This is a genomic window from Sphingobium sp. RS1, assembly GCF_056156825.1.
The window spans coordinates 298,856-313,659 of the sequence record NZ_JBLZXE010000002.1; the positions used below are offsets into that span (position 1 = coordinate 298,856).

Below are 14,804 nucleotides of genomic sequence, written 5' to 3' on the forward strand. Positions count from 1 at the left end.
CTAGATTTCCGGCAGGCTCTGAGCGGCGAATCCCCAGCCTTTGAGTTTGGTGGCCCGCTTCAACAGCGCTTCGACATCGTCGATTGAAAAGGGGTGGGCATTCTTCATGGCCGTAAGTTCGCTCCAATCGACCGGGATCGCGACCGGGGCGCCCGGGCGGGCGCGGACAGAATAGGGCAGGATCGCGGTGCTGCCGCGCTGGTTGCGCAGCCAGTCGATGAAGATGCGCCCCTTGCGTTTGGCCTTGCTCATCGTCGCGGTGAAGCGTTTGGGCTCTGCAGCGCTCAGCGCCCGAGCGAAGCGGGATGCGAAATCCTTGTGCGTGTCCCAGTCATGGCCCGGTGTCAGCGGGACGACGACATGCACGCCCTTGCCGCCTGAAAGCATGGCGAAGGAGACGAGGCCTATATCGGTCAGATGATCGCGTATGTCAGCAGCCGCCTGCTTCACGATCTCGAAATCGAGCCCCTCATCGGGATCGAGATCGAAGATCATCCGGTCGGGTTTCTCTACCGCATCCGCGCGGCTCGCCCAGCCATGAAATTCGATCGTGCCCATCTGGACGCAGGCGAGGAGGCCATCGGCATCCTCGACGTAGATATAATCTTCCGACCCGCCGTCCTTTTCCCGGATCGGCACTTGTCGAACGGCGTCGCCCAGCGCGCCGCTGTCATGTTTCTGGAAGAAGCATTTCTTGGCCCGGCCTTGCGGACAGCGTACCAGACTGATCGGCCGGTTCGCGGCGAAGGGCAGCATCAGGGGCGCGATGCGGGCATAATAGTCTGCCAGTTCGCCCTTGGTCTGGCCGCTGTCGGGAAAGATGACCCGCTCGCGGCTGCTGATCGCGACGCTGCTTTGCGGCGCGGGGGTGGGGGTAGGCTTTTCGGGCCTTACCGCCTTGGCCTGCTTGTCGGCGCGCAGACCGAGGAAACTGCCGTGGCGCACGCGGCCGTCGCCGGTAAATTGCGCAAAAGCAACTTCGGCGACCAGCTTCGGCTTGATCCAGGTCGCGCCGCGCGCCTCGACGCGGGGCACCTCGACCGTCGTTTTGTCAGTCGCGAGCGGCGCCATGGCCTCGGCCAGATCGTCCATCGTCGCGCTATCGAAGCCGGTGCCGACCTTCCCCTTGTAGACCAGCGCCTTGCCCTCATGCTGGGCGAGCAGGAGAGAGGCGAACGGGCGTCCCTTCGCCTTGCTCGTCGACCAGCCGATGATCACGAACTCCTGTCGCCGCGTGCATTTGACCTTCACCCAGTTGCGCGTTCGCGCGCTGCGATAGGGGGCATCGGCGCGTTTTGAGATGATGCCTTCCTGTCCTGCATCACATAGCGAACGGAGCAGGCTTTCGCCCGCACCCAGAACATGGTCGGAAACATGGATGGGCGTGTCGGCGTCGGCCAGCAGCGCCTCCAGCCGCTCCTTGCGTTCGATCGTCGTCAGGCTCTTCAGATCCTGCCCGTCGAGTGACAGGAGATCGAAGGCGAACAGATGCAGGGGATCGTTGGCGTCTTCCTCACCATGTCCCCGCTTCAGAGCATTCTGCAGCGCCGAGAAGTCCGGATTGCCGTCGCTGTCCAGTGCGACCACTTCGCCATCGATCAGGCAGGCGGGCAAATCCAGCGCTGCGATCGATGCGACCAGCGACCCGAACTTTTCGGTCCAGTCGAGGCCATTGCGAGTGTAGAGCGTGACATTCTTCCCGCCTGCTGCGATCAAGGTGCGATAGCCATCATATTTGATTTCGTGCAGCCAGTCGTTGCCGGTCGGCACGGCGTCGACCAACGTTGCGAGTTGGGGCTTCACGAAGCGTGGCAGGGCGGTGGAGCGGGCTTTTCGCTTGGGTGCCACCTTCGCATTATGATCCTTGGCCGCCTGCATCTTGGCGGAAAAGGCCTTGCCTTTCGCGCCCGCCAGCGATTGCTCCCCGCCTTTGTCCGCCTCGATTTGCGCCATGGACCGGTTGGTCAGGACGCTGGTCAGCGCCCGTTCGACTAGTGCGTCGCCCGACCCGGCCTCTTTGTCCTCGATCTTGCGCAGCAGCCAGTTTTCGCGCTTTTCCTTCGGCCGGCCTTTCATTCGCACCAACAGCCATTCGCCCTTCATTCGTTCCCCATGCAGGATGAAGTGCAGATGCCCGTCCTCGATATCGTCCGCGCTCTTGCCCGCGATCGGCTCCCAAGTGCCTCGGTCCCACAGCATCACCGTACCGCCGCCATATTCACCCTTGGGGATGGAGCCTTCGAACGTCCCATAATCGAGCGGGTGATCTTCAGTCCGTACCGCCAGCCGCTTGTCGGCGGGATCGATACTCGGCCCCCTGGTCACGGCCCAGCTTTTGAGCACGCCGTCCATCTCCAGCCGGAAGTCCCAGTGCAGTCGGGTCGCGGCATGCTTTTGCACGACGAAGCTGTTACCGCCGGTTTTGGCGACCTTGCCCCTGGGCTCACGGGTCCGGGCGAAGTCGCGCTTGGCGTTATAGGTGGAAAGGGCATTTTCCGCGGCCATCAGTGTTTCCGGTCCTGTGGATCGAGCCAGCGCCTTTCAAGGATACCAAGCAGGGACAGCATGATGATGGCGATGACGGTTGCGCTCATCACCAACGGCCATAGCGCCGCGCCGCAGGCGATGCCGATGACTGCCGCCAGCCAGATATGCGCAGCCGTCGTCAGGTTCTTGATCTCGCCCTTGCTGAAGACGATCAGCCCCGCCGCTATGATACCGGTGAATGCCGCGGAAGCCTCGAACACGCGGAGCGGATCGATATTTCCTTGTCCCCGCAACTCGAGATGGAGGGCTATGGCGCAGACGGTCATCAGCGCGGAGGTGAAGCAGATAAGCCCATGGGTGCGCATCCCCGCCGCATGGCCGCGCAGTTCGCGGTCCAGTCCGAGCAGCAGGCCAAGGATCGCCGCGACGCCCAGACGAAGCAGGGCCGGCCCGTCGATCAGGTGGAGTGGCGTGTCGGGATTGAGTTCCATCAGGCGCTCTTACGTTTGGGCGGTGCCTTCTTTGCTGCGCTTTTGGGCTTCGCAACTGTCTTCTTCGTTGGCGCGCCTTTCGCCCCGCCGGCCGACTTCTTGAGCGCGGCCATAAGGTCAATGACGTTGCCGGCCTTCCGCCCAGTCGGTTCGTCATCGACATCCTCGATGATCCGCTTGCCCTTGGCCTTTTTCTTCTTGTCGATCAGCCGGTGGAGCGCATCGACATAGCGGTCGTGAAACTCGTCCGGCTTGAAGGGCGCGGTCTTCTTGTCGATGATGCTGACAGCGAGATCGAGCATATCCTCGTCCGCCTTGTCGGCCGGCAATCCCTTGAAATAGCTCTGTGCCCTGTTCACCTCGTCGGCATAGCGCAGCACTTCGAGCACCAGGCCTTTGCCGCAGGGCTTCAGGGAGACAAGCTGCTCGCGACCGCGCACCGAGAGCTGGCCAAGGCCAACCTTCTTCGTTTGGCGCAGCGCGTCGCGAAGGACCGCATAAGCTTCTTCGGCAAGGTCGTCGGCAGGAACCACGAAATAGGGCTTCTCATAATAGAGAACATCGATCGCATCGGCTTCGACGAACTGGACAAGATCCAGCGTCTTGCGGCTCTCGATCTTGACCGCCTCGATCTCCTCCTGCTCCAGCAGGACATAATTGCCCTTGGATAGCTCGAAGCCCTTTAGGATCTCGTCGCGATCGACCGGGCCGACCCCGCTCACCACCTTTTCATACTGGATGGGCTTGCCAGTGGGTTCGTGGATCTGGCGGAATGAAACCGCTGCACCGGATTTTGTCGCAGGATAGATTTCGACCGGGATCGACACCAGCGCAAGCTTGATCTGTCCCTGCCAATATGCGCGCGTTGCCATAAGAAACCTCCGACAGCTTTAGCGAGCAGCATTTGCTTTGGTTCCTTGTATGGCCGAAGCCAATATGAACCGCGCCTCCCCATGTTTTGATAAGATTCTCGCTAGAACCTGTGACCTCGACGCACCGATCGTCAGCCCACCGCAAAACCTGTTGGGAAACATATTTTTTAACCAAATTCGGGACACAGGCAGGGATGAACCCAGGAGCAGCATGACATTGGCCGAGATCGATACACTGCGCTTGTGCAGCCTGCTCAACACGAGTGCCTTCGGCTTCGTGTTCCTGCTGCTGTGGCGTGGCCGCCGACAGGATGATCATCTGCTTTAATGGTCCTTGAGTTCGTTTCTGTACGGCGGGGTGATGATCGGTTTTGGCCTATGGGGCGAGCAGGGGATCGTTCACGGGACAATCCTCCTGATGCTGCTGGCCTGGAGCAATGTACTGGCCGTGACGGGCCTTCGCCATTTTCAGGCTCGGCCTCTGCTCGAACCCTGGATGGCAGCGCCGCCTCTATTAATGGGCGCGGCGCACGCGGTACCCCTCCTCATGCTGAATCTGGGTTGGTTGCCGAGCGCATCGCTGGTCCCGCGTATCTGCGATGTTCTCGGGCTGACGGCTGCGATGGCAATCAGCGGTGGCAAGATGATCTCCGGTCCACTGAGGGGACAGAAGATCGCAGGGGGCGCAATGCTGGCCTATATTCCGACATTCCTGATCGGGCTGGTCGGGGAAATGGGAGTTCTTTCCGGCGCACAGTCGCTGGGCGTGATGCCACTGCTCGCCAATCAGGCACTGCTGGCGATTTTGAACCTTGGCCTTCTCATCATGCCGGTCGATCAGGCGCAAGCCGACCTTCGGACCATGGCGTTGCGCGACCCGCTGACAGGAGCGTGGAACCAGGCCGGATTGGAACTCGAGAAGCAACGGCTCAACGCGCCGGGCGCATCGCCGATCCGTCGGGTAGCAATGTGTGTATGGGAGATGGCTATCGCCGTCGTCCGCCGCCAACATATTTCATTCAGCCCATCGCCATAAGCGCTGTTAGGAACTTGGTCGCAGCAGCCTGTGAACCAGGGGCGAAACCGGCCATGGCCATTCTTCGTCGGGACAGTTTACTCGTTTATCACATGGCATCTGCATTATGATTCGATCATTCGACGGAATCGCGAGGTGCGATCAAATGTCCGATATTTCACGGTAATTTTGTATCGTTCGGCTAAATTGTTATATAAAACAGACATTTGTAGCAAATTTTAAATGTTATAAATCTATGACAAAAAAGCCTTGACTGGTTTCGGCTCCCCTATACGATGAACGGCGACAACAGCGTCCTTTCAAGGGCGTGGACAGGACGGCAACGCGCCTTGCCGGACCGTCACTAAACGTGGCGCGTAAAGGGAATTGGGGAGCATATGAATAAGGGTTTGATCGCGCGGCTGCCGCGCCTGTCTCTGGTTCTTGCGATGGTGATCGGTTCGACCGCAGCCTATGCGCAGGAGAGCGCTCAAGATGATAATGGTGGCGGTCTGGGCGATATCGTCGTCACCGCAAGCAAGCGCGAAACGTCGGCCCAATCCACTCCCATCGCCCTGAGCGCTTTCGATCAGGCGACTTTGGCTGCCAATGGCGCCACTGACCTGCGGTCGCTCCAGAATGTCGCGCCGACGCTTCAGATCGGCATGTCGGGCACGAACACGCTGCTGACCATTCGTGGCATTTCCAGCCGCGACTTTACCGAAATCGGCGATCCGGCCGTCGCCGTCAGCGTCGACAATTTCTACATCCAGCGCGCTGCGGCGCTCAACGCCAGCGTGTTCGACGTCGAGCGCGTCGAAGTGCTGCGCGGGCCGCAGGGTACGCTGTATGGCCGCAACGCCACTGCCGGTGCGATCAACATCAACTCGGTGAAGCCGGAACTGGGCAAGGTTTCGGGCTTCGGATCGATCGAATACGGCAATTACAACACGCTGCGGGCCGAAGGGGCGATCAACCTGCCTATCGGTGACAAGATTGCGGTGCGTGCGTCTTTCCTCAGTTCCAGCCATGACGGCTATTCCAACAATAGCGGCGTGCCGCGCGATGGCGATGATGACGATACGCAGGCTGCGCGTCTCCATATGCTGTACAAGCCGACCGATCGCCTGAGCATCCTCCTGACCGGTGAATATACGAAGGTCGGTGGCGTTGGTCCGGTCGCCTATGGCCAGCCCTACAGCTATACCAGCGCGGGCACGGTCGATCATGGCGAAGTCGACCTGAATACCCGCCGCAACTGGGCGCTCAACACGCCGGGCAGCGTGGATATTGAGGCCAAGTCGATCCGTGGCCAGATCAGCTATGATCTCGATTTTGCTACAATCAGCTATTTCGGCGGCTATCGTAAATTCATCTTCCACCGCGTCAACGATACGGATGGCACGGCGATCAACAGCAATGCCGGTTACCTGACCTTCCCGCAGAACGAGAATGAAGACACGCAGAACCATGAACTGCGCATCACGTCGAGCGACGATGGCGCGTTCACCTGGCAGGGCGGTGTCTATTATTTCAAGGAACAGAATGACCTTCTGTCCTATTTCGGTTCTTCCAACACTGTGCCGGCCACTTATTCGCGCACCTTCTCCTATGATGTGGGCGCGGAATCCAAGGCGGCGTTCGCCCAGGTCGCTTACAAGCTGACCGATCAGTTGCAGTTCGAAGGTGGCATCCGCTACACCGAAGATTCCAAATATCGTGTTGGCTACAACATTGTGAATGGCGTTCGCACCAATCAGGACAGCCAGACCAAGATCAACAAGGTCACCTGGCATGCCGGCGTCAATGCGCAGATTACCCCGCGCAACCTGCTCTATGCAAAGGTCGACACCGGCTACAAGTCGGGCGGCTTCACGGACCTGAACGAATATGGTCCCGAAAGCGTGACGGCTTATGAAATCGGATCGAAGAACCGCTTCCTGGACAACCAGTTGCAATTCAACCTGACCGGTTTCTATTACGACTATAAGGATTTGCAGGTCAGCCAATATCGTGAGGATGCCCGTACGGTCATCCTGAACGCGGGCAAGGCCGAAATCTACGGTCTGGAAATGGAAAGCATTTTCGAGCCGACCAGCAACGACCGCATCGATTTCAGCGCCAACTGGCTACACGCCCGCTACACCGACTTTGCGGTGGCGAGCGGCGGGGTCAACGTGTCCTATCAGGGCAACAAAATGATCCAGTCGCCCGACTGGTCGCTGGCGGGTGGCTATCAGCACATATTCGACCTGGGCAATGCCGAACTCACCGCACGGGTTCAGAGCCATTATCAGACCCGCTCCTATTTTTCGTACCGCAATTACAAGAGCGAGTCCGAAGGGGCCTTCACCAAGACCGACTTCACGCTCAATTACGCGCCCAACGATGCAAGCTGGTCGGTTCTGCTCTATCTGCGGAATATCGAGAACAAGCGCGTGATTACGGACGTGACCGAATATGCCAGCACGCAGGTCTATCGCCTCCAGTTCTCCGAGCCGCGCACCTATGGCGCGCGCCTGACCTACAAGTTCTGACGAACGAACCGGCCGGTGGCGGTGTCACCGGCCGGAACTATAAGATGACAAGGGGTTGCGGACGTGATCGAGCGTAGAGATATTTTGAAGGCCGTAGGACTGGGCGCGATGGCGGCAGGCATGCCGGGCTGTGCCAATCAGGCGATCGGCGGGGCGGGGGCATCGCCCCGGTCGAAACCGCTGGGCCTTCAACTCTTTACCGTGGTAAAGATGCTGGAGAAGGATTTCGAAGGCACGCTCGCTCTGGTCGCGGCGCTGGGTTACAAGGAAGTCGAAACGCTCGGCAGCTTCAGTCGCGATCCCGTCATGGTCCGGGATGCTCTTGCGCGTCACGGCCTTGTCAGTCCGTCCCAGCATCTGATGCCGGGCAACCTTTATGATTATTTCCAGAAGCCGCCGACGACGCCCGCCGAAAAGGCCGCGATGAGCGCCCAGTTCGACAAGGCGTTTCAGCCCGAAAGCGTCGACAGCTTCATCCTGGAAGCCATTAAGCGCGCCAAGCTGATGAACCAGTCCTATATCGTCTGGCAACTGGCATGGCGCCAAAGTTACACGCTGGCCGACGCAGAGCGGTATGCGCGTGCATTTAATCGAGCGGGTCAGTTGTGCGCTGATCAGGGCCTCGGGTTCGCATATCATAATCATGACTGGGAATTTGCACCGGTCGATGGGACGCGGCCGTTCGACATTCTTGTCGGGCATAGCGATCCCAAGACGGTGAAGGTCGAAATCGACTTCATGTGGGCGACCAAGGCGGGCGCAGAGCCGATCGCGCTGTTCCGCCAATATCCGGGCCGCTTCCGCCTGTGCCACCTCAAGGACCGTGACGCCGCCGGCAATATCGTGACGGTCGGCGAAGGCGTAGAGGATTTCAAGCTGCTGATCGATGCAGCCAAGGCGGCCGGGATCGAGCATTTCTATCTGGAATTCGATCGCCCGACCGACCCGGAGCGGGAAATCCGCATCGCGGCCGAATATCTCAAGCCCATGCTGGCCAACTGACATATTCCGTGCCCACCGGCGACACAGGCATGAAGGACTAAGGCGCATGGCAGGGACAGGGCAAGGAATGGCAGTATGAGCGGAGGCATCGCGATGGCCCCTGCATCGCCGGGGGGCGATGCCGGGGCAGCCGGGTGGTCCCGGTTGCAGATATTGGTCGTGCTGCTCTGCGCGCTGATCAACGCGCTCGACGGCATGGACGTGATGATCGTTGCCTATGTCGCGCCAGCGCTTGCTACCGACTGGCAGGTGGGTGTGGAGGCGCTGGGCGTGCTGTTCAGCGCGGGCCTTGTCGGCATGATGATCGGCTGTATCGTCGTGGCGCCCTTTGCTGATGTCTGGGGCAGGCGGCCCACCATCTTGCTGGCGCTGGTGCTGATGACCATCGGCGCGCTGGGCTGCGGTCTTGTCGGCGGCTTGTGGAGCTTTGCCCTGATGCGGGTCGTGACCGGCGTCGGCATCGGCACATTGCTGGCCAGCATCGCGGCGCTGGTGAGCGAATATGCGCCAGCCGGTCGCCGATCCCTGGCCATCGGCATTTTTCAGGCCGGCTATCCGGTCGGTGCGGTGCTGACGGGCCTTGTGGCGATCCTCTCCATCCCCACTTTCGGCTGGCAGGAAACCATGCTGGGCGCCGGTATCATCAGCGCGATCCTGATCCCGCTGGTGTGGATATGCCTGCCGGAATCCGTCAATTTCCTGGAGGCGCGGCAGCCCGCAGGGGCGCTGGAGCAGATCAATCTGCTGCGCGGCAAGCTGGGCCGACCGGCTCTGCCCCAACTGGCGGAACGGCCTGCGGCTTCGGCCCTGCCGCGCATGGGCGACTTGTTGACGCAGGGGCGCTGGCGCTCGACGCTGACCCTGTGGTGCGCGACCTTCCTCAGCTTTGCCGTCCTCTATTTTATCACCAGCTGGATTCCCAAGCTGGCGGTCGAGCGCGGCCTGGATCAGGGCGACGCGATCTGGGCGGGCAGCATCTTCAACCTGGGCGGCGTGGCTGGTGGCTTGCTGATCGGATGGCTGGCGATCCGTCGGCCGATCGGCGCGCTGATCGGGCTGTTCTTCTTTGCCTGCGCGGCGCTGATGATCCTGTTCACGGCGTCGCTGCCGCTGGCCCTGTTGCTGTGTGTCGCCTGTCTGCTGGGCATGACGTTGCAGGGCGGTTTCAGCGGCTTCTATTCACTGGCGGCGCAGGTCTACCCGACGTCGGTTCGCGGAGCCGGGATAGGCTGGGCCGTCGGGATCGGCCGGGGCGGCGCGGTGATCGGCCCGATGGCCGGCGGTCTGTTGCTGGGCGCGAAATTGCCGCTGTGGCTGGTCTTCACCTGTTTCGCGGTGCCGCTGTGCATCGCTGGCGTGCTGGCTGCCATCACATTGCGTATCGGAGGAAATATCATCCATGACTGACATGGCCGTCCTGTCGACGCCGACCGTCGTTCCCGCCAGCGAATTGCTGGCTGGTCCCCAAAGCGAATGGCTGAGGCAATGGAGCCGCTTTGCTGTGGAAGCCCGGTCCATGACCTTGCCCGACGTCGTGATCGACCGGGCGAAGCTGGTGCTGCTGGATTCCATCGGCGCCATGGCAGGCGGCGTGCAGGAGCCCGAAGTGCAGGCGCTGGTTGACGCGGAAGCGACGGTCGAAGGCGTGACGCTGATCGGGACCGGCCGCAAGGCACCACAGTCGATGGCGGCCTTCGTCAATGGCGTGGCGGGCACGACGCTGGAACTGGACGAGGGCAATCAGTTTGCGCGCGGCCATCCGGGCATCCATGTCGTCCCGGCGCTGCTGGCGTCGGCAAGTGGCGGCCAGAGCGGTGACACGCTGCTGCGTGCGCTGGTGCTGGGCTATGAGATCGGATCGCGGATCGGCATCGCGTCGAAGCTGCGCGTCACCATGCACCCGCATGGCACATGGGGCACGGTGGGCGCGGCGGTGGGCGCTGCCAGTCTGGCGGGCGCGGATGAAGATGCGATCGGCAATATCATCAACCTCGCCGCCAACCTGTCGCTGGCGACCAGCCGACGCACGATGCTGGAGGGCGCGACCGTCCGCAACTGCTTCTCTGGCTTGTCCAACCAGTTGGGCCTGATGGCGAACACGCTGCACCGTTCGGGCTTCCTGGGCGAGAAGGATGCCGTGGCGACCGTCTATGACAGCATCGTCGCCGATGATTTCCAGCCGGACGAGATGGTGGCGGAGCTTGGCGAGCGCTGGGAAATCGCCCGCAACTATTTCAAGATGCATGCGGCCTGCCGCTACACCCATGCCGCGCTGGATGTCGTGACGGGCCTGATGGCCGAGCATGCCATCGATCCGGCGCAGGTGTCCGGCGTACAGGTCGATACCTATTGCTGGGCCGCGCAGCTGGACCATCCCGAACCGGGCACGATGCTGGCGGCGAAATTCTCCATCCCCTTCGCGGTGGCGACCACGCTGGTCCATGGCGCGGCCACGCCCGACGCCTTCCGGCTGCCGGCCCGCAGCAATCCGGTCATCGCCGATCTGGCAGGCCGGGTTCAGGTGCGCGAGGATGTGGCCATGACGGCATCGCTGCCAGCAGAACGGCCCGCCCGCGTTACCATCAGCATGACGGACGGCCGGCAACTGTCCGGCACGGCGCGGGTCAATCGCGGCGATACCGAACATCCCTATGGCACGGGCGAGATTTTCGCCAAGTTCCATAGCCTGGCCGATCCGGTCTGGGGCAGCGAAGCGGCATCGCGCATTCGTGACGCCGTCATGGCGATCGACCGGGCGGACAGTCTGGATGGGCTGTTGTCGCTGCTGTCGATGCCGCCTTTGTCGCACCGCGCCTGAGCATAAAGAAACAGATTGCATCATGACCCTTTTGCTGACTGACGAGATTGCGTTCGATCTGTCCTTTCCCGCCATCGTGGTGGGGGCGGGCGGCACGGGGCTGGCTGCTGCATTGGCGCTGCGCGATGCGGGTGTCGATGTGCTGGTGATCGAACGTGACCCGACGCCGTTGGGATCGACCGCCATGTCGACCGGCCTGATCCCGGCGGCTGGCACGCCCGAACAGGCGGAAGCGGGCATCACGGACAGCGCCGAGCAGTTCGCCGACGACATCATGGCCAAGACCAAGGGCAAGACCGATCGGGCCATGGCGCTGCGTCTGGCGGAGGAGTCTGCCGACACGGTCGCTTGGCTGCGCGACAGTCATGGCGTGCCGCTGACTTTGGTCGACGGTTTCCTCTATCCGGGGCATAGCGCCCGGCGCATGTATGGCACGCCGGCCCGGTCGGGCGGGCAGTTGATGGCGGCGATGGAGTCCGCAGCGGAACAGGCGGGCGTCATCGTTCTGACCGATGCATCGGTCGAAACGCTGCACGTCGCGGGGCAGGCCGTTACCGGCGTCCGTATCCGACGGCCCGATGGCGCGTTGGAGGATATTGGCTGTGATGCACTGATCCTTGCCTGTTCGGGTTTTGGCGGCAATGCCGATCTTATCGAACGCTGGATTCCCGAAATGGCGGGCGCCGTCTTCCATGGCCATCCCGGCAACAAGGGGGATGCGCTGGCCTGGGGCGAGGCGATGGGTGCGGGCATGGCCGATCTGTCCGCCTATCAGGGGCATGGTGGCCTCGCCGCCGGCCATGGCGTGCCGATCCTGTGGCCACTGATTATGGAAGGCGGTTTTCAGGTCAACAAGGCGGGCGAACGCTTCTCCAACGAAGCGGCCGGCTATTCGGAGCAGGCGGCGAAGGTCAATGCCCAGCCCGATCATGTCGCCTGGTCGATCTTCGACGATCGGCTGCACCAGTTGATGTGCCAGTTCGAGGATTATCGTGACGCGCTGGAGGCGGGCGCGGTCGCGGAAGCGCCCGATGTGGCGGCGCTGGCCGCCGTCACCGGTTTGCCGCTCGATACGCTGTCGCAAACGCTGGAGGGCGTTGCTGCCATGGTGGCCGGCGAGCAGACCGATCCGTTCGGCCGCGATTTTGCCGGAAAGCCGGTGCTGGCAGCGCCCTATCGCGCGGCGAAGGTGACGGGTGCCCTGTTCCATACGCAGGGCGGACTGGTGATCGATGGCGATGCGCGCGTGCTGACGAACGACGGCAAGCCGATGCCCAACCTGTTCGCCGGTGGCGGCGCGGCGCGGGGCATTTCTGGTCCCGGCGCCGATGGCTATATGGCGGGTAATGGCCTGCTGACTGCGACGACGCTGGGCAAGCTGGCCGGGCGCGCCGCGGCCAGCCAAATCAACGGCAATTGACGAATTCCTGATAGATAGGGCGCCAAACTGCACGCTGGCGCACCGTCGCTTCAGGAAGGGAAGGCGGGCTGGAAACAGCCCGCCTTCCTTTTTTCAGTTGGGGTAAATCCACGGCCGGCTGAGGGCGTCCTTCGTCAGAAACGCCTTGATCCGGTCGGCTTCCAGCAGCGTCTGGCCGATCGGGTCCAGCCCCAACAGCAGCGCGCGGCGCGCTTCCTCCGGTAGATGGAAGGGTAGAGGGATGCCGTGCGGTCCAATCACCTTCATCTCTTCCAGGCTGATATTGATCGGCGCCGGCATCGCGTCCGCCAGTTCCATGATGTCATCGATCGCCAGCGTAACTGGTACGATGCCGTTGCGGATGCAATTGCCGTGGAAGATCGGGTTGAAGGATGGCGCCACGATCGCCCGGAAACCATATTCCACCAGCGCCCAGGCGGCATGTTCGCGGCTGGAGCCGCAGCCGAAATTGGCGCCGGACAGCAGGAATTTCGCGTCGCGATAGGCGGGCTGGTTGAGGATGAAATCCGGCATCAGATCGCGGCTGCCCACGGCCAGATAGCGCCATCCCGCGAACAGCCCGTCCTTCAGGCCCGTTTTGCCCACTGTCTTCATCTCGCGTGAGGGGATGATCGCATCGGTGTCGATATTGTCGCGGATCAGCGGTGCGGCGATGGCCGTCATGCTGGTGAAAGGGGTCATAGGCTGTTTTCCCTGACAGGCGCTGCGGCGATGACGCCGGCAAGGGCGGAGGCGGCAACGGTTTCGGGCGAGGCGATATGGGTCCGGGTGGACGGACCCTGTCGACTTTCGAAGTTGCGATTGGTGGAGGAAATGACCCGTTCCTGCGGTCCGAAACTTTCGCCCCCGGCGAAGAAGCACATGGAGCAGCCCGCCTCGCGCCATTCGAACCCGGCGTCCAGGAAGATGCGGTCCAGCCCTTCGGCTTCGGCCTGCGCCTTCACCTGACTGGAGCCGGGGACGCAGATGGCGCGCACATGGTCGGCGACATGCCGACCCTTCAAGATCGCGGCGGCGCGGCGCAGATCGGACAGGCGGCTGTTGGTGCAGGAGCCGATGAAGGCGCCGTCGATGCGCAGGCCCGTTACCAGCTGGCCCGGCATCACATCCATATAGTCGCGGGCGCGGGCATGGGCTTCGGCGGTGTCGCGCCCGGCGACGGCCTGTGCGGTCGGGACGGGCGCGCCGAGTGGCAGCGACTGTTGCGGGCTGGTGCCCCAGCTTACCATGGGCACCACATCGGCCGCGTCGAAGCGCAGGTCGGTGTCGAAGCGGGCGTCGGGATCGCTGTAGAGCGACTGCCAGCTTGCCAGCGCCAGATCCCAATCCGCCCCCTGCGGCGCGAAGGGGCGGCCCTTCACATAGTCGAATATCACCTGGTCCGGGGCGATGATGGCAGTGAAGGCGCCCAGTTCGGTCGCCATGTTGCACAGGGTCATGCGGCCCTCGGCATCCAGCGCGGATATCGCGCTGCCGGCATATTCCAGCACTTTGCCACGCGCGCCGGCCGATCCGATCCGCGACAGGATATGCAGCGCCAGATCCTTTGCGCTGACATCTGAACCCAGTTGCGAATCCACGGTGATCCGCATGGTGCCGGGGCGCTGCACCCGCAGGGTGCCGGTGGCCAGCGCATGTTCAGCCTCGCTGGACCCGATGCCCCATGCCAGCGCGCCGAACGCGCCCTGGGTGCAGGTATGGCTATCCGGGCAGACCAGGGTGATGCCGGGGATCAAGATGCCCTGTTCGGGCGACATGACATGGACGATGCCTTGCCGTGGATCGGTGATGTCGAACAGGTGGATGCCGGCATCCCGCGCGCCCTTACGGGTGGCCTGAATGAAGGCCGTGCCGGTCGGCATCAGCGTGGCGTCACCGCGACCCGGCTGCGTGTCGACGATATGGTCCATGGTGGCGAAGGCGCGGTCTGGCGCCAGCACAGGGTGCCCGGCCAGCGCCAGACTTTCCAATGCAACGCCGCCGGTCCGTTCGTGCATCAGGACGCGGTCGATCGCCAGCAAGGCGGCATCGCCGTCTATGTCCATGACGACATGGATGTCCCATAATTTCTCGAACAGGGTCTTGCTCATGCGTGACGACTATCTGCTGTGTTGTTCAAATGATATGTAAACATAACAATT

At 62.2% G+C, this 14,804-nt stretch carries 11 protein-coding genes; 6 read left to right on the forward strand and 5 right to left on the reverse strand.

What is annotated here, in order from left to right:
• Genes ligD through ku form a run of 3 tightly spaced genes read right to left on the reverse strand, consistent with a single transcriptional unit; the run spans window position 1 to window position 3,850 of the window.
• The gene (ligD, locus tag ACNHGR_RS03100) at window positions 1–2,505 is read right to left on the reverse strand and encodes a DNA ligase D (protein ID WP_475284077.1); all 2,505 of its coding nucleotides are present in this window, start codon (window positions 2,503–2,505) and stop codon (window positions 1–3) included.
• Window positions 2,505–2,978: an MgtC/SapB family protein gene (locus ACNHGR_RS03105; protein ID WP_475284078.1), complete on the reverse strand. Its 474-nt coding sequence runs from the start codon at window positions 2,976–2,978 to the stop codon at window positions 2,505–2,507. Before ACNHGR_RS03105 ends, ligD begins: the two co-directional genes overlap by 1 nt.
• Window positions 2,978–3,850 carry a non-homologous end joining protein Ku gene (ku, locus tag ACNHGR_RS03110; RefSeq protein ID WP_475284079.1) on the reverse strand — a complete coding sequence of 291 codons (873 nt, stop codon included), beginning with the start codon at window positions 3,848–3,850 and terminating at the stop codon, window positions 2,978–2,980. The genes ACNHGR_RS03105 and ku overlap by 1 nt, the downstream gene beginning before the upstream one ends.
• A gap of 361 nt (window positions 3,851–4,211) precedes the next feature.
• On the opposite strand from ku, the gene ACNHGR_RS03115 reads away from it, so the two are divergent.
• The 6 genes from ACNHGR_RS03115 (at window position 4,212) to ACNHGR_RS03140 (ending at window position 12,642) form a co-directional block, all read left to right on the forward strand.
• The gene (locus ACNHGR_RS03115; protein ID WP_475284080.1) at window positions 4,212–4,886 is read left to right on the forward strand and encodes a hypothetical protein; all 675 of its coding nucleotides are present in this window, start codon (window positions 4,212–4,214) and stop codon (window positions 4,884–4,886) included.
• 377 nt (window positions 4,887–5,263) lie between these two features.
• Window positions 5,264–7,402: a TonB-dependent receptor gene (locus ACNHGR_RS03120; protein ID WP_475284081.1), complete on the forward strand. Its 2,139-nt coding sequence runs from the start codon at window positions 5,264–5,266 to the stop codon at window positions 7,400–7,402.
• Window positions 7,403–7,465: 63 nt separating this feature from the next.
• Window positions 7,466–8,404, forward strand: coding sequence for a sugar phosphate isomerase/epimerase family protein (locus tag ACNHGR_RS03125; RefSeq protein WP_475284082.1), 939 nt, complete (start codon window positions 7,466–7,468; stop codon window positions 8,402–8,404).
• A gap of 75 nt (window positions 8,405–8,479) precedes the next feature.
• Window positions 8,480–9,811 (forward strand): MFS transporter, encoded by a 1,332-nt coding sequence (locus ACNHGR_RS03130; protein ID WP_475284083.1) that lies wholly within the window; start codon window positions 8,480–8,482, stop codon window positions 9,809–9,811.
• Window positions 9,804–11,222, forward strand: coding sequence for an MmgE/PrpD family protein (locus ACNHGR_RS03135; protein WP_475284084.1), 1,419 nt, complete (start codon window positions 9,804–9,806; stop codon window positions 11,220–11,222). The genes ACNHGR_RS03130 and ACNHGR_RS03135 overlap by 8 nt, the downstream gene beginning before the upstream one ends.
• 22 nt (window positions 11,223–11,244) lie before the next feature.
• Window positions 11,245–12,642 carry an FAD-dependent oxidoreductase gene (locus ACNHGR_RS03140; RefSeq protein WP_475284085.1) on the forward strand — a complete coding sequence of 466 codons (1,398 nt, stop codon included), beginning with the start codon at window positions 11,245–11,247 and terminating at the stop codon, window positions 12,640–12,642.
• 93 nt (window positions 12,643–12,735) lie between these two features.
• On the opposite strand, the gene leuD is transcribed toward ACNHGR_RS03140, so the two are convergent.
• Together leuD and ACNHGR_RS03150 are read right to left on the reverse strand one after the other, a co-directional pair.
• Window positions 12,736–13,344 carry a 3-isopropylmalate dehydratase small subunit gene (leuD, locus tag ACNHGR_RS03145; protein ID WP_475284086.1) on the reverse strand — a complete coding sequence of 203 codons (609 nt, stop codon included), beginning with the start codon at window positions 13,342–13,344 and terminating at the stop codon, window positions 12,736–12,738.
• Window positions 13,341–14,753 carry a 3-isopropylmalate dehydratase large subunit gene (locus ACNHGR_RS03150; protein ID WP_475284087.1) on the reverse strand — a complete coding sequence of 471 codons (1,413 nt, stop codon included), beginning with the start codon at window positions 14,751–14,753 and terminating at the stop codon, window positions 13,341–13,343. The genes leuD and ACNHGR_RS03150 overlap by 4 nt, the downstream gene beginning before the upstream one ends.
• Between the last annotated feature and the right edge of the window lie 51 nt (window positions 14,754–14,804).